The following is a 24,487-nucleotide window of genomic DNA, read 5'->3' as shown; positions in this document are numbered from 1 at the left end:
GCGGGTCTTGCCAACCTCACAGCCTGACTTAAACTCAAAAACATCGCAGCCGTAAACCCGGCGTTCGCTCAGCCTTTCCTTGCGTTCGCCCTCCACTCCCCGGCGGCCGGCTACCGACCTGCCGCCACAGACGTATCACCGAGGTGTACTACATGACCCATTCCATCCGTTCCGGTCGGTCCGTGGCCATGCGCATCGCTTTGTATTCCCTGTCCGCGGCCGTGTTCCTTGTCGCCTTGTTCCAGCTGAACGACGGCATGACGGCGGAGCACTACGAAGCACTGAAGCAAGAAGCACAGCAAGTGGCGCAGAATGCCTGGGCGTATGACCAGGTCCGTCCCAAGGCCGGAGCGGCCGAGGTGGACATGCAGGCCGAGCCGGCCATGGTCGATCTCACCAGGCCGGGCCTGCTCAAGGTGGATTCGACTGTTTGGAAGGATACGAAGAGCAAAATTCCGGGCATCTTCTTCTACAGATTGGAGCCCATGTTCTACACCGGGTTCGCCCCGCGCATCCAGGACCCCAAGAGGGTCCACACCTTCCTGGGACGCGGCAACCAGCTCCGCGTCACGGCCGTGCTCTCCAATGAGGCCATCGAGGAGTACCTGCAGGACATCGCCCTGCGGTATCTGACCGTGCAGGAGCTGCTGGACGAGGGCAAGCTGGAGCTGACCCAGAACACGCAGTGGGAGCGGTTCAAGAAGATTATCAACGAAGAGGGCATCATGGCCCTGGCCGGCGGCGCCGACTACATGGACCCCGAGGCGTACCGCGCCATGGCCATCACCAAGATGGCCGCCCTCAACCCGGGCCGCGTTTTCCATATCAAGATGGACATGCGCGACCGGCTGCGCACCTGGGCCGAGAACGAGCTGCCCAAGGCCAAAAACGCCGATCCCGGCACCCAGCTCGTGGTGGTCAACGACATGCTGCCCACCCGCCTGGAGCTGACCAGCATGACTACGCCCATGCACGAGAAGCTGGTGGCCGCAGAGGCCGCCTGGGATGCGTACAAGCAGAGCCAGACCGACGCCGGCTTCGAGACCTTCTTCACCGCGGCCGCCGACCTTTTCCATGAGGCGGCGGGCGATGTCTACACCATCAACGACAAGGGCTACGTGGACCATTGGGAGTTCACGGCCATCTACCCCGTGGGCACGCTGAACCAGTACGCCAAATACGAGGGCAACCAGATTCCGCTGTATCCCTGCCCCGGTGTGCGGCAGGTGTGCTATCACCAACGCACCAAGATAGCGGACCATATTTCCGAAAAGGGCACCTACGGCTTCACGCCCTGGATTCCCTACATGCACGTGGGTTCCAAGCTGCACAACTCCTTCCACTCCCTGTGGTTCCGCATCGATGCGCGCTCCTACTCCGAGATTCCGGACTCCTGGCGCCATATCGAGACCGGTGCCCGCGAAGGCAAGCCGTACCCCTATCTCTGGCTGGTCAGCCGCGGCCCCATGTCCCACGGTTGCACCCATGTGAACGCCGGCTTCCTCAACGAGCTGCGGCAGATCTTCCCCTCCACCGAGGAAAATCTCCGCCAGGTCATCACCTTCCGTAACAAGTACCAGGACTACGACATCTTCGACATCGACGGCGACGGGCAGCCCGAGGTCATGGGCGTGGCCTACTTCCACGCCTACGCCCTGAAGGGCAAGCAGCCGGCCAAGCGCCGCGCCCCTGCCGAGCGCAAGGCTTTCTACGAGTGGCTGTACGGCAGCGGCTACCACTACGACGCCCAGGACCGTGTGGTCTTTGACGAGGCTGCCGGCTCCCGCTTCGTGGGCACCAAGGCCGAGGAAGGACGCGTCTACCACAACATCCCCTTGTACGAGGCGGAGTACTTCGGCGAGTCCATCCAGTTCTACCGCACCAAGCCCATCGACTTCATCCGCGAGCTGCGCCGCGTGGCCGTGAACTACGACCTGAACGAGGCGGCCCTGGGCCTGACCAAGCCGGTTGAGCCGCTGGTTCTGCGCGCCCAGGCCTGCTCCGTGTCTCCCGTGTCCAAGCCCCGGACTTCGATCGAGTAGCGGGAGCAAGGCGACACGATCATGATGCACAGGCGGCCTTCGTTTGCGGGGGCCGCCTTTTTTCATGACGATTGCCGGGAATTTCTGCTAGGATGTAGGCACTCTTGTCTCTTGTCAGGGGGTAACTCGATGCGGCATGCCCGGGACCCGCACGCCGCGCGCGCTCGAACGGTCCTAGCTCCTGCTCATTTGTGAGAGGTCCATGGTTTTTCTCAAGCAATGCATGCTCTACGCCGAGAAGGCGAAGCCGTTTCTGTGCAGGCCCATGGTGCGGTCGTGCTTTCTCTTTGCCGACTTCTTCCTCATCATCACCACGCTCTACCTGCTCAAGCCCACCAGCCGCTCCTTTTTTCTGGAGAACCTGGGCGCGAGCATGCTGCCGTATGTGTGGATCGGCACCGCCCTGACCATGGGCACCTTTATCGGCTACTACAACCGGCTTATCGTGCGGCACTCCCGGCTGAACGTGGTCCTCGGCTCCTGCCTCTTCTTCGCCGTGCTGCTCATCTGCTTCAGCACGACCCTGGCCGGCGCGGTGGGCATCCACTCCCTCAAGGTGGCCTCGGCCGCGGCGTACTACATCTTTGTGGACATCGTGGGCGTCATCCTGGTGGAGCAGTTCTGGTCTTTGTCCAACGCCGTGCATACCGAGGAGGAGGGCAGGCACTACTACGGTTTCATCGGCACGGGCGGTCTGGTGGGCGGCGTCACCGGCGGCGGCATCTCGGCATTGCTGCTCAAGCGGGCGCATCTGGACAGCGCGGACATCCTGCTGGTGGCGGCCGGCTTTCTCATGCTCATCTTCACGCTCACGCTCTTTCTGGGCTGGGTGGGGGTGTATGACGAGGTGAAGAGCAAGGACGGCGCCCGCGGCAAGGAGGCGGGCCGCGGCTGGCGCGCGCTCTTCAAGAACCGCTACATCGGGCTCATTGCGCTGCTGCTGCTCCTGGCGCAGCTTGCCTCGCCTCTGGTGGACTACCAGTTCCTCTCCATCGTGGAGAAGGCGTACACCAACCTGGACCAGCGCACGGCCTTTCTCTCCATGTTCTTCAGCGTGATGGGGGGTGTGGCCATCGCCATCAACCTGGCCGTGACGCCGCTGGTGCACCGCTATCTGGGGGTCATCGCCGGGCTGCTGGTGCAGCCGCTGCTGATGGGCGTTGCTTCCTTCGCCTTCTTCCTCCAGCCGGTGGCGCTGATGGGCGCCATCTCCAAGGTCTCGGACCGCGGGCTGAACTACTCCATCAACCGCGCCTCCAAGGAGATTCTCTACGTGCCGGTGGACCCGGTGCTCATGTACCAGGCCAAGGCGTGGATCGACATGTTCGGCTACCGGCTCTTCAAGGTACTGGGCTCCATGGTCATTTTGCTCTTTACCCAGTGGCTGCCGTACAAGGTGCCGCTGCCGAACTTGAGCTTCCTGATCATGGGCATCTGCGGCATCTGGATCGCAGTGATCTGGGCCATCCGGCCGGAGTACTACGCCCTGGTGAACTCCAGGCATCCCAAATGAGATAGGAGCTCAGGCTGCTGATAAAGGCCCGATAGCTGCGTTCCTGCGAAAAATTCAAACCCTCGCGTATGTCGGAATACGCGTCGTTCTTGAATTTTTTTTGCGCCTTGCTCTCAAGCCTTTCTCAACAGCCTGCCGGGTTGCGCGTTGTAATCCATTGGGAGGTGCTGATAAAGGCCCGATAGCTGCGTTCCTGCGGAAAATTCAAGCCCTCGTGTATGTCGGAATACGCGTCGTCCTTGAATTTTTTTGCGCCTCGCTCGCAAGCCTTTCGCAACAGCCTGCCGGACAGCGCCTAGTAATCTACCGGACCGTTGTGTGCGGAGAAGGGGCGGGGCGCTATCCGAAGTACCAGTAGTAGAGGGCCTGCAACAGGCCGATGAGCGCGCCCAGCACGCCGCCCAGGTATTCGATGAACCGGAACTCGCGCTTCATGATCGATTCGAGCAGGGCCTCCAGCTCTTCGATGGAGAACTCCTCCACCTTCTGGCGGACCATCTCGCCCACGTCGAGCTGGTCTTCCAGCTCCTCGGCCGCGATGTCCAGCACCTTGGGGATGAAGCGCATAAGCTGCTCTGAGATGAGATCGCGGATCTTGCCCTTGACCTGGTCGTTGAGGAACATGGCCGCCATGGGGATGGCCGCCGGCAGCCGCTCGCTGATGAGCTTGTCCACGTAGGCGTCGCCCACCTGGTGGAAGCGCTTTTGGAACGAGGGGTCGCGGATCAGCTCGGTGATGTCCTCGTGGGAGATGAGCTCGGCCTCCACCATCTCGCCCAGGTTGGCGGCCAGGGCCTTCTGCCGCTTGGGAAAGACGCCCTGCACGGTGAAGCCGAGGATGCGCACCGGCTTGCGCGGGCGGAAGAGCATCTTGACCGCGAGGTGGTTGGTGAGCCATCCAATAAGGCCACAGACCAACGGGGATACGAGAAAGATCGTCCAGGACATGTCTGATTCTATGGGTGGTCGAAGGTTCACGGGGGCGGCGCAGCTTTCCCGCGTGCGGCGGGTGGACTATGCCACCGAAAGATCATATTTTATCCAAAGTTTCCAACAAGGAGCCCATGCGAATGAAATACATAATTTTTGAAGATCAATCCGGCCACGCCGTACCTATCATTTTTCCCGACAAGATCGGCCACGCCGAGATGCGCGAGCAGGTGCCCTACGGCAGGGTGCTGTCCTGCGGGTACGTGGAGCTTGCGGGGAGCGGCTTCCACTGCCACGGCGAGTGCCACGAGCTGGAGGCGCAGTCCGCGGAGGGCGACGCCGAGATGCTCGCCGCTGCGTTCGGCCGGGAGGAGTAAACGACGTGCTTTCCGACGAATCCCTCGAATCCCTGAAACAGAAGCTCCACGAATGCCACGACTGGCCGTGCCGGTATATGTTCAAATTCATCGTGCCGCAAGGGCAGAGCAACCAGCTCTGCGCGGTTCTCGACATGACGCCCTGCATCGAGCGCGCCTCGCGCACCGGCAAGTATGTGAGCATCACCATCGAGGAGCACATGTCCTCGCCCGACGAGGTTGTGATGATCTACCAGAAGGCGTCCACCGTGCCGGGAGTGCTCGCATTGTGAGCAGCCAGGCGGCCCGCGGACCAGGGCGGGGGTAGGGCATGGCCATTGATTCGGCACTGTCCGGGCGGCCGTTGCGCGGCCTTGTAGTTGCAGCGCCGCGTTCCGGCTCGGGCAAAACGCTTTTCACCTTGGGGCTGCTTGCGGCCCTGGCCCGCCGCGGCCACACGGTGCAGGCCTTCAAGGCCGGACCGGACTTCATCGATCCCGGCCACCACGCCGCCATAACCGGACGTCCCAGCCACAACCTGGACGGCTGGATACTGGGCCGCAACGCCAGCCGGGCCATCTTCTCCAGCGCCGTGCGCCAGGAGATCGACGGCCGCACGCCCGACTTCGTACTCGTGGAAGGCGTCATGGGCCTGTTCGACGGCGCCTCCGGACGCGAGGAGACAGGCTCCACGGCCGAGCTGGCCAAGTGGCTGGGGCTGCCCGTGCTGCTGACAATGGACGTACGCTCCATGGCGCGCACGGCGGCCGCCCTGGCGTACGGCCTTGCCGCCTTTGATCCCGACCTGCCCATGGCCGGCGTGGCGCTCAACCGCGTCAGCTCCGCCAACCACCGCATCCTGCTCGAAGAAGCGTTTGAGGGGCTGGACAAACCGCGCCTTCTGGGCTGCCTGATAAACGACCCGGAGCTGGAGGTCCCGGCCCGGCACCTCGGCTTGGTCACGGCTCATGACAGACCCCTGGACGAAGAGTTCACCACGCGCCTGGCGGACTGGGTGGAGTCCTCGCTGGACCTGGATGCGCTGCTGGAATCGCTGCCGTCGCTGTCTACTTTTCTGGACGATGCGGAGGCTGCGGACGAGGAGGGCGAAACGGTCTCTGTCGAATCGGAACAGAGCTCCGGAGATGCGGATGAATCGTCCAATAATCTGGACATCACGCCCACCGGTGGAGCCGTGCGTATCGCCGTGGCGCGCGATGCCGCGTTCTGCTTTTACTATGAGGAAAATCTTCGCCTGCTGGCCCGGTCTGGCGCGGAGATCGTCTTTTTTTCGCCCCTTACCGACGCCGCCTTGCCGGACGGCGCGGCCGGGCTCTACCTGGGCGGGGGCTACCCCGAGCTCCACGCCGAGACCCTGTCGCACAACGTGCGCCTGCGCGAGATGATCCGCAAGCGCGCGGCAAAGGGCATGCCCGTGTACGCCGAGTGCGGCGGCTACATGTACCTGATGCGCTCGCTCACGGACACCGAGGGCCGGCGGCAGCTCATGGCCGGCGTCTTCCCCTGGGCCTCGCGTATGGATACGCGCCGCCGCGGCCTGGGCTACCGCGAGGTGACCACCACGGAGGACACCATCCTGGGTCCTGCCGGAACGGTTGTGCGCGGCCACGAGTTCCATTACTCACACGTGGCCGAGGCTCCGGACGAGACAACGCTGCTGGACGCCGGGGTACAACCGGTCTACCTTGTCACCGACCGCAAGGGCGAACCCGTATCCGTCACCGGATACCGGGCCGGGGACGTGCTTGCCTCCTACGTGCACCTGCACTTCGGGAGTAACCCGCAGGCAGCCGAAGCCTTTGTGACGAAATGCCGCATTCATTGGAACGAGAACAATGCCAGATGATACAATATTGCAGGACCTCCGCACGCCGGAGGCTATCGAGTCCGGCTCCATGGCCATCATTGACGCCGAGGTGCCGGAGCCGCGCCCTTTTGCCGGCAACGAGTGGGTCGTTGTCCGGCGCATGATCCACGCCACGGCCGATTTCGAGCTGCTCGACCTCGTGCGCTTCCACCCGCAGGCTGTGGCCGCGGCGCTCGCCGCTTTGAGCCAGGGCGGGTTGGTGCTCACAGACACGGAGATGGCCCGCGCCGGGCTGCCGCTCAGGCGGTTCGACCCCTTGGGCTGCCGGGTGGAGTGCCTGATGAACGATCCGGACGTGCAGCGCCGCGCCAGGGAGCAGGGCTCCACCCGCGCGACCGTGGCCGTGGACGTGGCCGCGGAGCGTTTCGACAGCCTCAGGAACGCCATCCTCCTGGTGGGCAACGCGCCCACCGCGCTCCTGCGCATCCTGGAGCGCTGCCGCGAGGGCTCCATCGCCCCGGCCCTGGTGCTGGGTATGCCCGTGGGCTTTGTCAACGCGGCGGAGTCCAAGGCGCTGCTTGTGGAGCAGTCGCCTGCGCCGTACATCACCATCACCGGCCGCAAAGGCGGCTCGGCCCTGGCTGCGGCGGCGCTCAATGCGCTAGCCCAGATCGCGCTCGACACACGGGCGGCCGGTTCCGGCAAGGAGTAGCCCGTGGAGTTAGCCAAGCATTGGGAACCCGCTCAGGTGCGGCATGCTCTACGCGTCGGCGTAGCCGCCGTCCTGACCTATGTGATCGCCGAGGTGACCCAGATGGAGGAGGGCTACTGGGCCGTGATCTCCGCGATCATCGTCATGCACGCCACCATGGGCCGCTCCCTGAACGCCGGATGGTCGCGCATCATCGGCACGGGAATCGGCGCCTCCCTGAGCGCCATTGCCGTGTCCATACTCGGGCAGACGCCGCTCTCCCTGGGCCTTGCCATTTTTCTCACGCTGCTGGTCTGCGGCTACCTGACCTACCTGCACGAGGCGTTTCGCATGGCCTGCATCACCGCGGGCATCGTCATCCTTGTGGGAGCCGACCAGCACCATGTGGCCCACACGGCCTTTGTCCGTTTTGTTGAGATATCCATGGGCGTGTCCGTGGCCATGGTCGTGTCCATGTTCTTTCTGCCGTCGCGAGCCACAGCCGGCCTGATATCCGGCATCGCCAGCAACCTGCGGACCGAGGCGCAGCTCTACACGGCCCTGATTACCGGCTGCCTGGAAGGCGTTTACGACAACAACCGCGTCGGCGAGCTCAAGACCCGCATCCATACCAAGCAGAGCGCCAACGCCACATTGCTGAACGAGGCGCGCAAGGAGCCCACCGGGCTTTCGCGGCGCCGCCTGGTGGTGGCCGCGCTGGTGGACTGGGATCTCAGGGTTTTCGAAAACCTTTTGTCTTTGGACCATGCCGCGCGCCAGCTTGCCACCGAGGAGCTGCACAAGCGCCTGCGGAAACCGCTGCTCGCGCTGGCTCACGCCACGGAAGAAGCGCTCCGGTCCATGGGTGCGTACGTGGCCGAGGAAGGACCCAGGCCGCGCCACAGCGGTCCGGAGGCGGACGCTATCCGCTCGGCCCTGCACGAGGTGGAGCACGCCCTGGTGGAGCTGCGGCGGCGCAAGGAGTCCTTCTCCTTCGGCCTTTCCGAAGTCTCGCACTTCTTCTCCCTGGTCTTTGCCATGCGGGAGACCGCCTCGGAGTGCCTGCGCGGATTCGAGCTCCTGGCCAGGCTGGAGCAGTCCGACAGCAAGCGGCGCAAACAGGCTGTGGAGAGCGCATGATGCGCGGCGACAAACCGTTGCGCACCGGATTCACCACCGGCACGGCGGCATCCGCTGCGGCCAAGGCCGCGACCCTGGCGCTTCTGGGAGCAGGTGCGTCCGAGTCCGTCGTGGTCACGCTGCCGTCCTCCTGGAACGAAGCCGACGCGCCCCACCAACTCGTGATTCCGATCAGCGAATGCACGGTGCTGGACGGCCATGTCCGCGCCGGCGTGATCAAGGATGCCGGGGACGATCCGGACGCCACCGACGGCGCGCTCATCGTGGCCGAGGTCATGCCGGTAAAGGAAACAGGCGAACCGGCCGATCCTTCCCCACAGATCATCATCGAGGGCGGCGTTGGCGTGGGCCGCGTCACCCTGCCGGGCCTGCCCGTTCCTCCGGGGCGAGCGGCCATCAACCCGGAGCCCATGCGGCAGATAGAACTCGCCGTGCGCGAGGCCGTGGACATGGCCGGGGCTCGGGACATCGGCGCACTCAAGGTGGTGGTTTCCGTGCCCGAGGGCAAGCGCCTGGCCAAGAAGACCATGAACCCGGCGCTGGGCATCCTCGGCGGCATCTCCATCCTGGGGACGCGCGGCACGGTCAAGCCGTTCAGTCACGAGGCGTACCTCGCCACGGTGCGCCAGGCCCTGGATGTGGCCAAGGCCACCGGCGTGCGCCAGGTGGTTCTGGCCACGGGCGGCCGCAGCGAACGGTTTGCGCGAGGGCTCTGGCCCGATCTGCCGCCTACCGCCTTTCTCCAGGCCGGCGACCTGTTCGCCGCCGGGTGCGAGGAGGCCGGAAAACGAGGTTTCGACAAGGCCCATTGGGCCGTGTTCTTCGGCAAGCTGGTCAAGATGGCCCAGGGGCTGGCCTCCACCCACGCCAGGGAAGGGCAGCTCGATCTTCCGGGCCTGGTGGACAGGGCCTGTGCGGCCGGTCTGGCCGGGGAGTTTGTGGCAAAGGCGCGCGAGTCCGCCACGGCTCGGGGCGTGCTGCGGGCTATCTCCGAGTGCGACGGCAGCGGTGCCATTGGCCGGCGTCTGGTCGAGGATCTGGCGCACGACGCCCTGGCGCATGCCTGCCGGTTCGCCGGCGGCACAATGCCGGTGGGGCTGGCTGTCTTTGATGAGAGCGGGCGCATCGTCTGTCTGGTGGAATCTGACGCAACGTCGTAAGGAAAACTCTATGGCTTTGTACGTGGTTGGACTCGGTATGGACCCGGGCACGCTGCCCGAGGAGCACGAAGAGCGGATCTATCTGGCGCAGGTGCTGGTGGGCGGCGAGCGGCAGCTCGCGTGGTACGACGACCACCCGGCCGAGAAGATCGTGGTCAAGGCGCCTGTCGACCCCATTCTGGACACCATCGCCGAACGGCTGAAGGAGGGCAAAGAGGTTGTGGTCGTCGCCTCGGGCGACCCCCTCTACTTCGGCATCGCCGACACGCTCGTCCGGCGTTTCGGCCAGGGCGAGGTGGATATCCTTCCCAACATCTCCAGCCTGCAGGCCGCGGCGGCGCGCATCAAGATTCCGTGGCAGGAGGTCGTCTCCGTCTCCCTGCACGGCCGCGAGAACATGGGCGAGCTCCTTTCCATGCTCATGCTGCACGACCGCGTGGCCGTGCTCACCGACCGGCGCAACATCCCCTCGGCCATCGCCCAGACGCTGCTGGAACGAGCCGTGGACGAGGATGCCCCGCACAAGCAGCCCTTTATGCTCTGGGTGTTCGAGGACATGGAGAGCGACAGGGAGCGCGTGACCCGCTACACTCTGGATGAAGCGGCGCAGACGAGCTTTTCCCGGTTGAACATGGTGCTCGTGGAGCGGACCATGCCCCCGCCGGACGAGCTGCGCATCGGCATTCCGGACGAGGAGTTCAGCTGCGAGAGCCGCGTTATCACCAAGTGGCCGGTGCGCGCCGTTGGCCTGGCCGGGCTGGGACCTGTGCCGGGCGATGTGATCTGGGACCTGGGCGCGGGGTGCGGCGCCGTGTCCATCGAGGCTGCGGCGATCATCCGCCGTGGCAGGATCGTCGCCGTGGAGCGACGGGGCGGACGGGTGGCCGACATCCGCCGCAACGTGGCGCGCTTCGGCGCGCTCATCGTGGAGCCCGTGCACGGCACCGTGCCGGAATGCCTGGACGAGCTGCCCGATCCGGACAAGATATTCATCGGCGGCGGGCTCTCCACTACCTCGGAGATGCTGGAGCACTCCGCGGCGCGCCTTTCGCCCGGAGGCCGCCTGGTCATCCACTGCGTGCTGCTGGACACCCTGGCCCTGACCAAGGCGTTCCTCAAGCAGAACAACTGGCCGCACGAGGTCACGCTGATCCACCCGAGCCAGTCGCGGGAGCTTGCCGGCGACATGCATTTCAAGGCCTACAACCCCGTGTTCATCATCAGCGCAAACAAGCCGGAGTAGGGCCGTGGCCGATCCGCATCCCAGACCGGCCGTCTCCTTTGTGGGCGCAGGCCCCGGCGATCCGGAGCTTGTCACCCTCAAGGCCGCCAGGCGCATCGCCGAGGCCGACCTGGTGCTCTATGCCGGCTCCCTGGTGCCGCGCGAGACCCTGCAGGGAACCAAGGCAGGCGCACGCATCGCCGATTCCGCGTCCATGACTCTGGAAGAGACCCACGCGATGATCATGGAGACCGTGCGAAACGGCGGCGTGGTGGCCCGCGTGCACACGGGCGATCCATCGCTCTATGGCGCCGTGCGCGAGCAGGCCGCGCTGCTGGATGCGGAAAACGTGTCCTATGAGATTGTTCCGGGCGTGACAGCAGCCTTTGCCGCGGCGGCCGCCGCCAAGGTGGGGCTCACCGAGCCGGAGCGGACCCAGACCGTCATCATATCCCGGCTGGCCGGCCGCACCCCGGTGCCGGAGCGCGAACGACTCGCGGCCCTGGCGGCGCATGGCTGCACCATTGCCGTGTATCTGAGTGGCGAGAAGCCCGAAGAGCTGCAGGAAGCCCTGCACGCCGCCGGCCTGGATGACGACACGCCCATCGTGGTGGCACACAAGGTGGGGCAACCCGAGGAGTCCATCCACCACGTCCGCCTGGGCGAGGTGGCAGAGCTGGTGCGCGGTCGCAGCCTTACCCGGCAGACCGTCTACCTGGTCCTGCCCTGGCAGACCGGCAATGCCGAGGCGGCGCGCTCCCGGCTGTACGCCCCGGAGTTCGGCCACGGCTGCCGTCCGGCAGACGACGACTGATTCGTCTCCCGTATTCCTTCCTCTCCCGGCGCGGTCGCTCAGCCTCGCCGCGTTCTCCATCCTGTGGTATACGGATGCAATCCGGCCCGGACCGCCGTGCCTTTGCGCGCTGGCCGTGCCGGCCGTCCCACAGCAATACATCCGCAAGGAGAGCGACCATGCAGCAGATCGACGTCAAAACCGGCTCGCGCGAAGAGCTGGTGGACATTACGGACAAGGTGCAGCGCATCGTGGCGGAGTCCGGCCTGGAGGAGGGCGCGCTGCTCCTGTTCTGCGCCCACACCACCGCCGCCCTCACCGTGAACGAGAACGCCGACCCCAGCGTGATGCGCGACATCGTGGTCAACATGGCCACGCTCGTGCCGCACTCCGGCGACTACCGCCACGCCGAGGGCAACTCCGACGCGCATATCAAGTCCAGCCTCTTCGGCCCCTCCCTGCTGCTCGTCGTCAGCCGCGGCCAAGTCGTGCTCGGCACCTGGCAGGGCGTCTACTTCTGCGAGTTCGACGGCCCCCGCTCCCGCAAGGTCTGGGCCCAGCTCCTGCCCGCTGCGTAGTGTCGATATAGTCCGAGGGCTTTGCCCTCGGGCTCCCACCAGGGAGCGGTGCTCCCCTGGCAGGGGCGCGGGGGACAGAGTCCCCCGTTGCCGGCTGCAAACAAAATATAGCTTATTACTCTTCCTTGAGCGGGCGGTTCATGAGGTCGCGCACGGCGCTGTCCGGGTCTTTATCCTCGTAGAGGATGCGGTAGACCATGTCGGTGATGGGCAGGTCCACGTCGAGCTTGTCGGCGAGGAGGTGGACGGCCTCGGTGGTTTTCACGCCTTCGGCCACCATTTTCATTTCAGCGAGGATGTCGGTGAGCTTCTGGCCGTCGCCGAGCATGAGGCCCACGCGGCGGTTGCGGGAGAGCTCGCCCGTGCAGGTGAGCACGAGATCGCCCAGGCCGGCCAGACCCATGAAGGTATTGGCCTTGGCGCCCATGGCCTTGCCCAGGCGGCTCATCTCGGCCAGGCCGCGGGTGATGAGCGCGGCGCGGGCGTTGGTGCCGTAGTGCAGGCCGTCGGAGATGCCGGCGGCGATGGCGATGATGTTCTTCACGGCGCCGCCCAGCTCCACGCCACGGACGTCGGTGTTGGTATACACGCGGAAGTATGGGGTATTCAGCGTTTCCTGCAGCTCCTTGGCCAGCTTCTTGTCGGCGCAGCCCAGGGCCACGGCCGTAGGCAGCTCCTTGCAGACCTCCAGGGCAAAGGATGGGCCCGAGAGCATGGCGAAGGAGGACTTGAGGCCGCCGAGCTCTTCGGAGACGACCTCGCTCATGGTCTTGAGGCGTTCCACCTCGATGCCCTTGCTGGCGCAGAGGATTATGGGCTTGTGTGGCAGGAGGTAGCGCAGGTCGCGCAGCACGGAGCGGACGAACTGGCTGGGCACGGCGACGAGGAAGATGGACGCGCCGTCCAGAACCTGTTCGATCTCCAGGGAGGCGACGAGGTTTTCCGACAGTGTGATGCCCGGCAGGTACCAAGTGTTCTCGCGCTTGGAGCGGAACTGGGCGAGCAAGGTCTGCTCCCGAACCAAGATGGAGACGGGAAGGCCTTTTTTGGCCAGCATGTTGCCCAGGCTTGTTCCCCAACTGCCGCCGCCGATGACCGCTATCTTCATGAATCCTCCAGTGGTTCGTGATATCGAGACGCAAGGCCCGTGGCATGGACGAGCGCCGCGCCGTAGCATCTGGTAAGGTACCGCCTCCCGGCATATGGAGGCAAGAGGAGAGAGCAGGGAACTTGCCAGTTGCCGCTCGGTCCTGGTAGTCCGTATTGCTTTCTGTAAGATGAGAGGGCGGCCATTCGCCCATGGAGCATACCATGAGAGAGTTCAGCGAGAAGGAACGCGCGATACTGCGCGAGGTTCAGGGCGTGCTGCCGGACGACCCGGCGCCGTTCGCACGCATTGCCGAGAAGGTGGGCGCCACCGAGGACGAGGTGCTGCAGCTTCTGCAGGAGTGTGTGGAGTCGGGCGTCATCCGCCGGTTCGGCGCATCGCTCAAGCACCAGAAAGCGGGCTTCGGCGCCAACGTGATGGTGGCGTGGCGCGTTGAGGACGACGCCGTGCGCGACGCGGCCGGCACGCATATGGCCAAGAGCCGGCACGTCTCCCACGCCTACTACCGCAAGCCTCCGGCATCGGGCGAGGCGGCCGAGCGCTGGCCGTACTCGCTGTACACCATGGTGCACGGCAAATCCCGCGAGGAGTGCCTGGCCACGGTGGAGGAACTGTCCAGGGATACCGGCATCGAGGATTACGCGCTCCTGTTCAGTCAGAAGGAGCTCAAGAAATCCTCCATGACTTATTTCTAGAAGCGTTCTTGCCACGGCGTGCGCTGTCCGGGCTCCGGCCGAGGAATCAGGCCGTGGGGCCGCCGCGCGCGGACAGGTTGGCGGGAACGCTTCCCATTATGCACATCTGCAGCCATTTCAGGAGAGGACATTTATCATGGAGACATCGCGAGCACTGTTCGAGCGTGCGTCCCAACGCATCCCCGGCGGCGTGAACAGCCCGGTGCGCGCCTGCCTCGGCGTGTCGGCGGAGCCTGTGTTCATCGAGAAGGGCTATGGTTCGCACATTACCGACGTGGAAGGCAAAGAGTACATCGATTTTGTCATGAGCTGGGGCCCGCTGCTGCTGGGCCACTGCCACCCGCAGGTTCTGGACGCCGCGCGCGAGGCGCTGGACAAGGGGTCGAGCTTCGGCGCGCCCTGTCCGGGCGAGGTGCTGCTGGCCGAGAAGGTCTGCGAGGCGCTGCCTTCCGTTGACATGGTGCGCATGGTCAACTCCGGCACCGAGGCCACCATGAGCGCCCTGCGCCTGGCGCGCGGCTACACCGGTCGCACCAAGGTGGTGAAGTTCGAGGGCTGCTACCACGGCCACGCCGACGCCTTCCTGGCCGCGGCCGGCTCCGGCCTGGCCACGCTTTCCATTCCGGGCACGCCCGGCGTGCCGGCGGCCACGGTGCAGGATACGCTGCTCGCCCCGTACAACGACCTGGAGGCCGTGCGCTGCCTGTTCGAGAAGTGCGCGGACGACATCGCCGCGATCATCGTGGAGCCCATGGCCGGCAACATGGGCCTGGTGCCCCCGGCCGAAGGATTCCTCCAGGGCCTGCGCGACATCTGCGACGCCTACGGCGCGGTGCTCATTTTTGACGAGGTCATCACCGGCTTCCGCCTGTCCTATGCCGGCGCCCAGGGGCGCTTCGGCATCACCCCGGACCTCACCACCATGGGCAAGATCATTGGCGGCGGGTTCCCGGTGGGCGCCTACGGCGGCAAGCGCGAGATCATGGAGCGCATCGCACCCTGCGGCGACGTGTACCAGGCAGGCACGCTTTCCGGAAACCCGGTGGCCATGGCTACGGGCCTGGCGACTCTCAACGTGCTGGAGCAGGCCGACTACGCCGGTTTGGAGGCGCGGACCAAGGCCTTTGCAACGGAGCTTGCCGCCATTCTGAAGGGCAAGGGCGCCCCGGTCACGCTGAACACCATGGCCTCCATGTACACCCTGTTCTTCACGGACGGCCCGGTGACGGACTTCGAATCGGCCAAAAAGGCGGACAGCGAGATGTACGCCAGCTATTACCGCCAGATGCGCGACGCCGGCGTCTACCTGGCGCCATCCGGCTTCGAGTGCACCATGGTTTCCTTTGCGCATACGGAGCAGGACTTCGAGCAGGCGCTGGAAGCGGCCGGAAAGGTCGAGTTCTAGCTGGCCATGGAGAAGTTTCTGAACCAGAAGACGTCGGGCACCAGCGGGAAGTCCGAACGCGCGCGGCTGGCGGTCTGGGCGCTCACCCCGGACGGCGCGGCGCTTGGCCGGCGGATAGCGGACAGCCTGGGCGGTGTGCTCCACGTAAGCAGCAGCGTCGCCGAACGCGACGGCGCAGTGGCTGACAACGCCCAGGTCTTTGAAAGCCTGGGCGAGGCCCTGGCGCAGGAGTTCCGCGCCAGCGACGGCCACGTGCTCATCTGCGCGGCCGGCATTGCCGTGCGCCTGCTGGCGCCATTGCTGGTAGATAAACAACACGATCCGGCCGTGGTGGTCTGCGATCAGGCAGGCCGCCACGCCGTCAGCCTTGTCTCCGGCCATCTGGGCGGGGCCAACGCCCTGGCGCGCGAGGTGGCCGGCGTCACCGGCGGCGAAGCCGTTATCACTACCGCCACGGATACCGCCGGTCTGCCGGCCGTGGATGTGCTCGCGGCAGCGGCCGGTCTGGCCATCACGGACATCGCCGGTGTCCGCGCCGTGAGCGCCGCGCTGTTGACCGGCTCCAGGCCGCAGCTCTATGACCCGGAGAACCGCCTCGGACTGGATGCGGACCACGGGGATTTCTTCGAGCGGGTGGACTCTCCGGAAGGGCTCGCGGCTCCGGCCGTGGCCGTGGACTGGCGCATCCAGCCGACGTACGCGGCAGAGGGCGTGCTCCATCTTGCGCCGCCGGTGGTCTGCGTGGGCGTGGGCTGCAGGCGGGGAACCATGGCCCAGACCCTGGACGCGGCCCTGCAGCGATTCCTTACCGACAACGCGATTGCGCCCGGCGCGGTCCGCGGTCTGGCTTCCATAGACGCCAAGGCCGACGAGGCCGGCATCATCGAGACCGCCCGCCGCCGGGACCTTTCGTTCACCACGTATCCGGCGCGCGAGCTGAACAGGATGACGGTGCCCAATCCATCAAAATGCGTGTGCAGGCACATGGGCGTTGAAAGCGTCTGCGAGGCCGCGGCGAAGCTGCTGGCCAACGAGGGGCAGCTGATGGCGCACAAGACTGTCTGGAACGGCGTGACGCTGGCCGCGGCGGTGCTGAAGTGACGCCGCTGTGGGTTGTGTCCACCGGGCCGGGCGACCCCTGCCTGCTGCCGCCCATGGCCGTGGATGCGCTGGAGCGGTCCGAGGTGATTGCCGGCTACGGCCGCTACCTGGATCTGCTGCCGGCCGGGCTGCTGGAGGGCAAGGACATTCTCCAGACTGGCATGACCGGCGAGGTAGCGCGTTGCAGTGCGGCGCTGGAGACAGCCTATGCCGGCCGGCCCACGGCCGTTGTCAGCGGCGGCGACGCCGGCATCTACGGCATGGCGGGCCTTGTGTATGAGCTGGCCTACGACAAGGGCTACGCCGACCGCGTCGAAATCACGGTGGTACCGGGCGTCTCTGCGCTGAGCGCGGCGGCCGCGCTTCTGGGCGCGCCGTTGATGCACGACTTTGCGGCCGTGTCGCTGAGCGACCGGCTGACGCCGTGGGATGTGATCGAACGCCGGGTTGCACATGCGGCGCAGGGCGACTTCGTGCTGGTGCTCTACAACCCGCGCTCCAAGGGCCGGCAGTGGCAGCTTGGCCGGGTGCTGGAGCTGCTGCGGCAGTGGAAGCCCGCGGAGACGCCGGTAGGCGTGGTGCGGCAGGCCTATCGAGCCGGGCAGGAGGTGCGTGTGGAGACCCTGGGAACGCTCGATCCGGATACGGTCGATATGCTGACGGTGCTGGTGATCGGTTCGGAAAGCACACGCGTTCTGGGTAAACATCTAGTCACACCACGTGGTTATATGAAGAAGTACGGCCTGGACAGCCAGGAGGACTCTTGAGGCCCGGCAGGGGTGCCATGTCCGCTGAATTTCAAAATGCCTTGCATACTTACGATTTTTGTGTTTCCATATCAGGTGTTGTAGATTAGACAAAACCATAATGTTTGGGACGCAATTGCATCGCGAGTGCATTGAAGAACGTTGTATGAGTCCGTCACGCAACAGGCCATGCGAGATGCGCGTATGAACGGACGATATCGCGCCAGTGAGTCGCCAACTCCCTGCATTGCCGGATGCGCCGTAACCCGGTTCGCAGACGGCGGCGATGCGATTCTTTCCTTCCTGCTTTCCGACCACACAAATCACGAACGGAAGGTGACGTATGTCCAAGGTTCCTGAACTGGACCTGCAAGACGAAGTTCTCGAGCTGACCGATGTCGTAGAGAACCCGTCAGCCGGCAATTCCGGGGATGATGCATTCGATATGGGCTCCTCCGATCTCGACATGAGCTTTGAGCAGGAGCTGGAAGATCTGTTTTCCGGGTCGGATGTGGACGACGAGTCCGCCACCCAGGCCCCGCCCCGTGCAGGGGCCTCCGCCCGGGACAACGCGCCGTCCGTGGATCTGGAGCTCGAAGGCGACGCCCTCGACCTCAGCGGATTCGAGCTGGAAACAGAAGGCGAAGACGACATCCTCGACCTGGGCGCGCCTCTGGCCGCCACAGCCGATCTGGACATCTCCGAAGACCATGACCTTGCCGCCACCACGGTGCTCAGCTCCCGCGACAGGGACCTCGACGATCTGGACGACCTGGGAGACTTCGCCATCGGGGATCAGGAAGAAGACGATGACCTGGCCGCCACAACAGTCATGACCGGCCAGAACGAGGGCGTCGCCGACGTGGGCGGTTTCGAGCTGGAGGCCGAGGACGAGCTGACCCTGGACCTGGGCGAGGACGACGATAATGAGGACCAGGCCGACGCCTTTGTGGCCGACGAGGACTTCGACATATCCGGTCTGGACGATCTGCTCGGCGCTGACGAGGGCGCGGCCGACGACATCGGCCCCATGTCTTCCACGGCGGACATCGAAGCGGCAGAGCTCGGCCTGGACGAGATGGAGTTCGAGAGCACGGCTGTCCAGGGCATGGCCGAACCAGAGCCCGAGGCAGCCCGGCCGGCGGATGATGATCTCGATGTGCTTGGCCTGGAAGAGCTGATTTCGGATCTGGAGCTGCCGGAAGAGGGCGGCGCCGAGGCCGAGTTCAATATGAGCGATTTCGCGGTCGAGGACGAGACCGCGCTGGATCTGGAAGACATCACCGAGCCCGCTCCCGGCGGCGAGGGCGACGATCTCATCGACCTGGGCCTGGAGGACATTATAGAAGCCGGCGAGCCTGCGCCTGCCCTGGCCAACGACGAGGCCGTGGATTTCGGGGAGGATCTGGTGGACCTTTCCGATACCTTTGACGAGTCCCTGGGCGGTCTTGGGGAGCTCGGCGACGTCATGGGCCTGGGCGAGACCGGCGAGCAGCTTCCTGCCGCCGATGCCGGCGGGGAGTGGGACATCGAGGTGCCGGAGGCGGAAGAGGCCGCCGGTACTCCCGAGGAAGAGCCGGGCTTCGAGCTGGAGGCTCCCGAGGTGGAGCTGGAGTTCGAGGAAGAGGCTCCGGCTGCAGAGTTCACCCTGGAGGAGACCCCTGCCGAGGGCGGCGAGCTGAGCCTTGAGGAAGAGACCGAGCTCGGCGAGTTCGCGCTGGAAGAACCCCCTGCCGACGAGTTTACCCTGGAAGAGGAGATCGAGGCCGGCGAGTTCCTGCTGGAAGAGGAAGCACCTGCAGCCGAGGAGGATTTCGGCTTCGAGGCGGAGCTGCCGGAAGAGGCGGCGGTGGCGGCCGAGGAGTTTGCATTCGAGGAGCCTGCTTCGGAGCAAGCTGTTGCCGAAGAGGCGGCCATCGAGGAAGAGGTGGCGGCCGCTCCCGAACCCGCGCCCGAACCTGTGGCACAACCAGCCTTCGACCAGGAAGCAGCCGAGCAGCTTATCGCCACGCTGGAGGCCATGGAGTCGCGCATCAACGCCCTGGAAGACGTCGCTGCCGAGCGGGAAGGGCTCATGGAGCGCATCTCCACACTGGAGGGCGAGCTCGACCGCATTTCGCAATCCGCCGGAACACTGGAGCATTCCCTGCGCGACGCCATGAAACGGCTGGACGAGAACCTTGGCGAGAACGGCGCCGTGGTTGCGCTGGTGACGCAGCAGCTCGACGCGTTCCGGGAAAGCCTCGGCGAGATGCAGCCGAGCCGGGACGAGGAGCTGGCAAACCGCGTGGCAGGACTGGAAGCCTCGCTGGAGCAGGCCCGTGCGGCCAATGCCGAGCGGCTGGATACGCTGGAGCAGAAAGCGGGGCAGCTTGACGCGCTGGAACAGAAAGTGGCGCGGCTGGACGAGCTGGATGCGCTTTCCGAGAAAATTTCCCAGGCCCCCACGCAGGATGCCGTAGAGAGCGCCGCGACGCAGAAGGCGCAGTCCACCGTGGACGAGGCGCTGCAAGGCGCCGTGGCCGACGACGGCTCCATTGCCGCGAAGATTGCGGAGAAGATCGAACAGGCAGTGGGCACCCTGAAGAGCGAGCTCTCCGGCGAGATGGAAGCCATCCGCAAGACAGCGGAGGAGACCGCGGCGGCGCAACCTGCCGAGGACGCGCTGGCCGAGACCACCCGCACGACCCTGCGCGAGGAGCTGGACAAGGAGCTTGCCGAGAACGGTTCCATTGCCGCAGCTCTGACTGCGAAGATCGAACAGGCAGTGGGCACCCTGAAGAGCGAGCTTTCCGGCGAGATGGATGCCATCCGCAAGACAGCGGAAGAGACCGCGGCGGCGCAACCTGCCGAGGACGCGCTGGCCGACTCCACCCGCACGACCCTGCGCGAGGAGCTGGACAAGGAGCTTGCCGAGAACGGTTCCATTGCCGCAGCGCTGACTGCGAAGATCGAACAGGCCGTGAGCAATCTGAAGAGCGAGCTTTCCGGAGAGATGGATGCCATCCGCAAGACGGCGGAAGAGACCGCGGCGGCGCAGCCTGCCGAGGACGCGCTGGCCGAATCCACCCGCACGACCCTGCGCGAAGAGCTGGACAAGGAGCTTGCCGAGAACGGTTCCATTGCCGCAGCTCTGACTGCGAAGATCGAGCAGGCTGTGAGCAATCTGAAGAGCGAGCTCTCCGGCGAGATGGAAGCCATCCGCAAGACGGCGGAAGAGACCGCGGCGGCGCAGCCTGCCGAGGGCGCGCTGGCCGAATCCACCCGCACGACCCTGCGCGAAGAGCTGGACAAGGAGCTTGCCGAGAACGGTTCCATTGCCGCAGCGCTGACTGCGAAGATCGAGCAGGCTGTGAGCAATCTGAAGAGCGAGCTCTCCGACGAGATGGAGAGCATCCGCAAGACGGCGGAAGAGACCGCGGCGGCGCAGCCCAAGGAAAGCGGCGTGAGCGAAGAAGCTGTACGCACCGCCCTGCAGGACGAGCTGGGCAAGGCGCTGGCTTCCGGCGGGGCCATTGCGTCCCGCATCGAGGAGCGCATCGGCTCCATGGAGGAGTCGGCGCGGCTGGACAACATGGCGCTGGAGTCCCGCCTGAGCCAGGTCATCGAGCGGTTCGGCGATCCGGATACCGTGCCCGATCCGGTCATCAACGCCATCAGCAGCGGCATCGTGGAGGCCATGGACGAAGGCGGTCCGTTCCACAGCCGGCTGGAAGAGCGGCTGGGCGAGATATCCAAGGAGCGTCAGCACGAGCTGGAGTCGCTGGCGGACAAGCTGGACGAGGCGTTGCGCAGGTTCCGCGAGGAAGGCGTCTCCCGCAGCGACATGGCGGCCGTGGTGGACGAGCGCATGGCCCCGGCCATGGAGAAGGCCCTGGGCACGCTCCAGGCATCGATCGATCAGCGCGTGGGAGCGGCCGCGACTGCGGAGCACGAACGACTCGACGCGCATCTGGAAGAGCTGGCCGCCAAGGCCAGGCCCACAGCCAAGGAGCTGCGCACCGCCGCTTCCGAGATACTGGAAGAGAAGCTGCCTGGGTTCCGCGAGTCTGTCGCGGCCGACGTGGAGCAGCGTCTGGGTCAGATGCCCATTGGCGAGGATGCGAGCCAGGCCATTGCCGACGCCGTGGAGTCCAGAATGCGCGATTCGCTCTCCGAGGACTCCGACATCTACGAGAACCTGGTGGGCAACCTGACCGGGCAGCTGGAACGCGTGATCCGCGAAGGTGTGGAGCAGCTGGAGCGCAAGACAGTGAGCCACGAGGACTGGAACGTGATGGCTGCACGGCTGCGCCAGGAGATGACCGCGACCATAGAAAAGGAAGCGGCCAAGTCGGCCGCGCGGATCATCCGCGAGGAGATCAGCAACCTGCTGGCGGAGGAGTAGCCGCAGTCAGCAGCTTGAAACTCATGACAATTTCTGAGGGCCGCGTTATGCGGCCCTTCTTCGTTGCAGGGGCAATTCACGCTCTCGACTGCACGGGCGGACAGTGATAACGAACCAGAAAAAAGAAGGGGCCTCTCGGGTTTTTTCTTTTTTCCCGTCCGGCGAGCTCTCTGACGCGGTCGAGGCCATTTCCCCCCGGACGGGTTTTTTGTATGCGCGGCAAGGTGCGCCAGACGATTTGAAACCAGCGAAACCGCGGCCGGACAGCACCGGTGCGCGGCGCGGAGGCATACGACGTGGACAAGGAGAAGGCGCAAGCACTCCAGGTGACCAAGGAGATTGTGGTCAAGTTCATCGAGGTGGGCCGGGTATCGCCCCAAAACTTTCAGGAGTTCTTCCCCGCCATCTACGAGAAGGTGCGGGAAACACTGCGCGACGACGCAGGCGGTCCGGTCCAAGGGGAGGAACGTGACTGAGGAGTCGCTGCAGGAAGCAGAACGCAAGGAATCACACGCCGGGCGGGTGCGCTCCATGTTTGGCCGCATCTCGCGCTGGTACGACTTTCTCAATCATTTTCTCAGTCTGGGGCTGGACATCCACTGGCGCAAGGTGCTGGTGCGCGAGGCCGAGCCGCCCGGGGGCCGGGGCCACATCGTGGACCTTGCCGCCGGCACGCTGGACGTGACGGTGATGCTGGCAAAGCGCTACCAGGCCACGCGCATCACGGCTGTGGATTTCTCCAAGCCCATGCTGGACCAGGGCGCCTCGAAGATTTCCAAGCGCGGGCTGGAGAAGCGCGTTTCCCGTGTGGTGGCGGACGGCAGGCGGCTGCCCCTGGCCGACGGCTCGGCCCAGTGCATGACCGTGGCCTTCGGCATTCGCAACATCGTTCCCAGGCAGGACGCCTACGCCGAGGTGCTGCGCGTGCTGGAGCCGGGCGGCCAGTTCCTCATCCTGGAGTTCGGCAGCGGCAAGAAGCGCATCCTCCGCGGCATCTACAACCTGTACCTGAACTATCTGCTGCCGCTGGCCGGGCGCATCGTTTCCGGGGACAAGGCGGCTTACCAATACTTGGCCGACACCATACGCGCCTTTCCGGATGAGCGGGCCCTGGCGCGCGAGCTGCTGGACGCCGGGTTCGAGACGGTCTACTGCCTGCCGCTCAGCTGGGGCATCGTGAACCTGCACATCGCAGAGACGCCGCGGCGCGCGGAAGGCTAGGCGCGAACGACAAGAAGCACGGCCAGGCCGATGATCATGGCCATGAGCCCCATGCCGCGCAGAAAGGACGGCGGCCGTTCGGCAAGCATGGCAAGGATCTTCGGCATGCGTTCCGCAAACAGGAAGTAGGGCAGTCCCTCGATGACGAACGCCAGGCCAAGGGCCGTGATGAAGGTTTTCCAATTGAAGTCCATCCCGCATGCATAGCCGGGATACGAACCATATGTAAAGAAGTACACACAAGGGCTCTGATATGATTGTAGATTTTGAATCATTACAGAACAGGGAGCGCGCTGTCGCCGTGGTGGGCCTGGGGTATGTGGGCCTGCCGCTGGCCGTGGCCATGGCCCCCCACTTCAAGGTCATCGGCTTCGACATCAACGACAGCCGCATTACCGAGTTGAAGGGCGGGCACGACCACACCCGTGAGGTGGACGATGCGCGGCTCCAGGGCGCGGACATCGACTTCACCAGCGATCCCAAACGCCTGGCCGAGGCTGGCGTCATCATCGTGGCCGTGCCCACGCCCATAGACACCTCGCGCAACCCGGATCTCACGCCGGTGCGCTCCGCGTCCATCACCGTGGGCAAGCACATGGCCAAGGGCTCGGTCGTGGCGTACGAGTCCACGGTCTACCCCGGTCTGACCGAGGAAATCTGCGTGCCCTTGCTGGAGCGGGAGTCCGGCTTGAGCTGCGGCCCGGACTTCACCGTGGGCTACTCACCGGAGCGCATCAACCCCGGCGACAAAGTCCACACCCTGGAGACCATCGTGAAGGTGGTGGCCGGGCAGGACGAAGCCACGGGCGCACTGTTGGAAAAGCTCTACGGCACCGTGGTCAAGGCCGGCACCCACCGCGCCTCCACCATCAAGGTGGCCGAGGCCGCCAAAGTCATCGAGAACACGCAACGCGACCTGAACATCGCCCTGATGAACGAGCTTTCGCTGATCTTCGACCGCATGGACATCGACACGCGCGAGGTTCTGGAGGCGGCCGGCACCAAGTGGAACTTCCTCCCGTTCTCACCGGGTCTGGTGGGCGGCCACTGCATCGGCGTGGACCCGTACTACCTGACCTTCAAGGCGCAGATGCTGGACTACCACCCCGAGGTCATCCTCGCGGGCCGGCGCATCAACGATGACATGGGCCGGCACGTGGCCCAGACCTGCATCAAGATGATGGTGCGCAATGGCGGCTGCACGTGTGCCAGCCGGGTCGGCGTGCTGGGCCTTACCTTCAAGGAGAACGTGCCGGACCTGCGCAACACCCGCGTCACCGATGTGATCAGGGAGATCGAGGAGTACAACTGCCAGGTTCTGGTGCACGATCCGCTCGCGGTTCCAGAGGAAGCGCGGGAGGAGTACGGCCTGGATCTGGTGGGCATGGAGGCCATGACCGACCTGGACGCCGTGATCGTGGCCGTGTCGCACCAGGAGTTCGCCGCGCTCACGCCGGACAAGGTGCGCGCCATGTTCCGCAACCCGGACGCCGCCGTGGTGGTGGATGTCCGCGGCTTCCTGGACAAGGAAACCTTCGAGTCCGCGGGGCTCGCCTACTGGCGCCTGTAGT

General features: G+C 65.2%; 22 protein-coding genes. 19 read left to right on the top strand and 3 right to left on the bottom strand.

Features of this window, described 5'->3' with window-relative positions; all coding sequences use genetic code 11:
• Window positions 1-152 precede the first annotated feature (152 nt).
• Both E8L03_RS10440 and E8L03_RS10435 read left to right on the top strand, forming a co-directional pair.
• Entirely contained in the window at window positions 153-2,042 is a 1,890-nt protein-coding gene (locus E8L03_RS10440; RefSeq protein ID WP_144305999.1) for a hypothetical protein, read from the top strand.
• 202 nt (window positions 2,043-2,244) lie between these two features.
• Entirely contained in the window at window positions 2,245-3,555 is a 1,311-nt protein-coding gene (locus E8L03_RS10435; RefSeq protein WP_144305998.1) for an NTP/NDP exchange transporter, read from the top strand.
• 339 nt (window positions 3,556-3,894) lie between these two features.
• Here E8L03_RS10435 and E8L03_RS10430 read toward each other — a convergent pair whose 3' ends face one another.
• Complete coding sequence (locus E8L03_RS10430) at window positions 3,895-4,503, bottom strand: DUF445 domain-containing protein (protein ID WP_144305997.1); 609 nt, start codon at window positions 4,501-4,503, stop codon at window positions 3,895-3,897.
• 122 nt (window positions 4,504-4,625) lie between these two features.
• Here E8L03_RS10430 and E8L03_RS10425 point away from each other — a divergent pair, with 122 nt between their 5' ends.
• The 9 genes from E8L03_RS10425 (at window position 4,626) to E8L03_RS10385 (ending at window position 12,253) form a co-directional block, all read left to right on the top strand.
• Window positions 4,626-4,862, top strand: coding sequence for a hypothetical protein (locus E8L03_RS10425; protein WP_171267306.1), 237 nt, complete (start codon window positions 4,626-4,628; stop codon window positions 4,860-4,862).
• Between the two features lie 5 nt (window positions 4,863-4,867).
• On the top strand, window positions 4,868-5,134 hold the full coding sequence (locus E8L03_RS10420; RefSeq protein ID WP_235896678.1) for a DUF493 family protein: 267 nt from the start codon (window positions 4,868-4,870) through the stop codon (window positions 5,132-5,134).
• Between the two features lie 38 nt (window positions 5,135-5,172).
• A complete protein-coding gene (locus E8L03_RS10415; protein ID WP_171267305.1) occupies window positions 5,173-6,708 on the top strand; it encodes a cobyrinic acid a,c-diamide synthase CobB in 1,536 nt (511 codons plus the stop codon).
• Window positions 6,698-7,381, top strand: a complete 684-nt coding sequence (locus E8L03_RS10410) for a precorrin-8X methylmutase (RefSeq protein ID WP_171267304.1) — start codon at window positions 6,698-6,700, stop codon at window positions 7,379-7,381. The genes E8L03_RS10415 and E8L03_RS10410 overlap by 11 nt, the downstream gene beginning before the upstream one ends.
• A 3-nt stretch (window positions 7,382-7,384) precedes the next feature.
• On the top strand, window positions 7,385-8,500 hold the full coding sequence (locus E8L03_RS10405; RefSeq protein ID WP_171267303.1) for an FUSC family protein: 1,116 nt from the start codon (window positions 7,385-7,387) through the stop codon (window positions 8,498-8,500).
• Window positions 8,497-9,660, top strand: coding sequence for a cobalt-precorrin-5B (C(1))-methyltransferase CbiD (gene cbiD / locus E8L03_RS10400; protein WP_235896677.1), 1,164 nt, complete (start codon window positions 8,497-8,499; stop codon window positions 9,658-9,660). Before E8L03_RS10405 ends, cbiD begins: the two co-directional genes overlap by 4 nt.
• 10 nt (window positions 9,661-9,670) lie before the next feature.
• Complete coding sequence (gene cbiE, locus E8L03_RS10395) at window positions 9,671-10,903, top strand: precorrin-6y C5,15-methyltransferase (decarboxylating) subunit CbiE (RefSeq protein WP_167512522.1); 1,233 nt, start codon at window positions 9,671-9,673, stop codon at window positions 10,901-10,903.
• Window positions 10,904-10,907: 4 nt separating this feature from the next.
• The gene (gene cobM / locus E8L03_RS10390; protein WP_171267302.1) at window positions 10,908-11,696 is read left to right on the top strand and encodes a precorrin-4 C(11)-methyltransferase; all 789 of its coding nucleotides are present in this window, start codon (window positions 10,908-10,910) and stop codon (window positions 11,694-11,696) included.
• A 158-nt stretch (window positions 11,697-11,854) separates the two neighbouring features.
• The gene (locus E8L03_RS10385) at window positions 11,855-12,253 is read left to right on the top strand and encodes a secondary thiamine-phosphate synthase enzyme YjbQ (RefSeq protein ID WP_144305990.1); all 399 of its coding nucleotides are present in this window, start codon (window positions 11,855-11,857) and stop codon (window positions 12,251-12,253) included.
• A 115-nt stretch (window positions 12,254-12,368) separates the two neighbouring features.
• Here E8L03_RS10385 and E8L03_RS10380 read toward each other — a convergent pair whose 3' ends face one another.
• Entirely contained in the window at window positions 12,369-13,361 is a 993-nt protein-coding gene (locus tag E8L03_RS10380; protein ID WP_171267301.1) for an NAD(P)H-dependent glycerol-3-phosphate dehydrogenase, read from the bottom strand.
• Window positions 13,362-13,564: 203 nt separating this feature from the next.
• On the opposite strand from E8L03_RS10380, the gene ahbB reads away from it, so the two are divergent.
• The 7 genes from ahbB to E8L03_RS10345 all read left to right on the top strand — a co-directional run bounded on the left by ahbB (window position 13,565) and on the right by E8L03_RS10345 (window position 22,916).
• On the top strand, window positions 13,565-14,056 hold the full coding sequence (gene ahbB, locus E8L03_RS10375; protein ID WP_235896676.1) for a siroheme decarboxylase subunit beta: 492 nt from the start codon (window positions 13,565-13,567) through the stop codon (window positions 14,054-14,056).
• A 136-nt stretch (window positions 14,057-14,192) separates the two neighbouring features.
• Window positions 14,193-15,461, top strand: a complete 1,269-nt coding sequence (gene hemL, locus E8L03_RS10370) for a glutamate-1-semialdehyde 2,1-aminomutase (protein WP_144305987.1) — start codon at window positions 14,193-14,195, stop codon at window positions 15,459-15,461.
• Window positions 15,462-15,467: 6 nt separating this feature from the next.
• Window positions 15,468-16,562, top strand: a complete 1,095-nt coding sequence (locus E8L03_RS10365; protein ID WP_171267300.1) for a cobalt-precorrin 5A hydrolase — start codon at window positions 15,468-15,470, stop codon at window positions 16,560-16,562.
• Window positions 16,559-17,329, top strand: coding sequence for a precorrin-3B C(17)-methyltransferase (gene cobJ, locus E8L03_RS10360; RefSeq protein ID WP_171267299.1), 771 nt, complete (start codon window positions 16,559-16,561; stop codon window positions 17,327-17,329). The genes E8L03_RS10365 and cobJ overlap by 4 nt, the downstream gene beginning before the upstream one ends.
• Window positions 17,330-17,651: 322 nt before the next feature.
• The gene (locus E8L03_RS10355; RefSeq protein WP_171267298.1) at window positions 17,652-21,695 is read left to right on the top strand and encodes a coiled-coil domain-containing protein; all 4,044 of its coding nucleotides are present in this window, start codon (window positions 17,652-17,654) and stop codon (window positions 21,693-21,695) included.
• Between the two features lie 296 nt (window positions 21,696-21,991).
• Complete coding sequence (locus E8L03_RS10350; RefSeq protein ID WP_144305983.1) at window positions 21,992-22,171, top strand: hypothetical protein; 180 nt, start codon at window positions 21,992-21,994, stop codon at window positions 22,169-22,171.
• Window positions 22,164-22,916 (top strand): ubiquinone/menaquinone biosynthesis methyltransferase, encoded by a 753-nt coding sequence (locus E8L03_RS10345; RefSeq protein WP_235896675.1) that lies wholly within the window; start codon window positions 22,164-22,166, stop codon window positions 22,914-22,916. The genes E8L03_RS10350 and E8L03_RS10345 overlap by 8 nt, the downstream gene beginning before the upstream one ends.
• Here the strand turns inward: E8L03_RS10345 and E8L03_RS10340 are convergent.
• Window positions 22,913-23,110 carry a DUF2065 domain-containing protein gene (locus E8L03_RS10340; RefSeq protein WP_144305982.1) on the bottom strand — a complete coding sequence of 66 codons (198 nt, stop codon included), beginning with the start codon at window positions 23,108-23,110 and terminating at the stop codon, window positions 22,913-22,915. The genes E8L03_RS10345 and E8L03_RS10340 overlap by 4 nt on opposite strands.
• Window positions 23,111-23,169: 59 nt before the next feature.
• Between E8L03_RS10340 and E8L03_RS10335 the strand changes: the two genes are divergently transcribed.
• Entirely contained in the window at window positions 23,170-24,486 is a 1,317-nt protein-coding gene (locus E8L03_RS10335) for a nucleotide sugar dehydrogenase (protein ID WP_144305981.1), read from the top strand.
• The last annotated feature ends 1 nt before the right edge of the window (window position 24,487 follow it).

It is taken from the genome of Oceanidesulfovibrio marinus, from assembly GCF_013085545.1.
Classification (GTDB): Bacteria; Desulfobacterota; Desulfovibrionia; order Desulfovibrionales; family Desulfovibrionaceae; genus Oceanidesulfovibrio; species Oceanidesulfovibrio marinus.
Note: the sequence above shows the minus strand (reverse complement) of the source record. Positions and strands in the feature narration are given on the sequence as shown.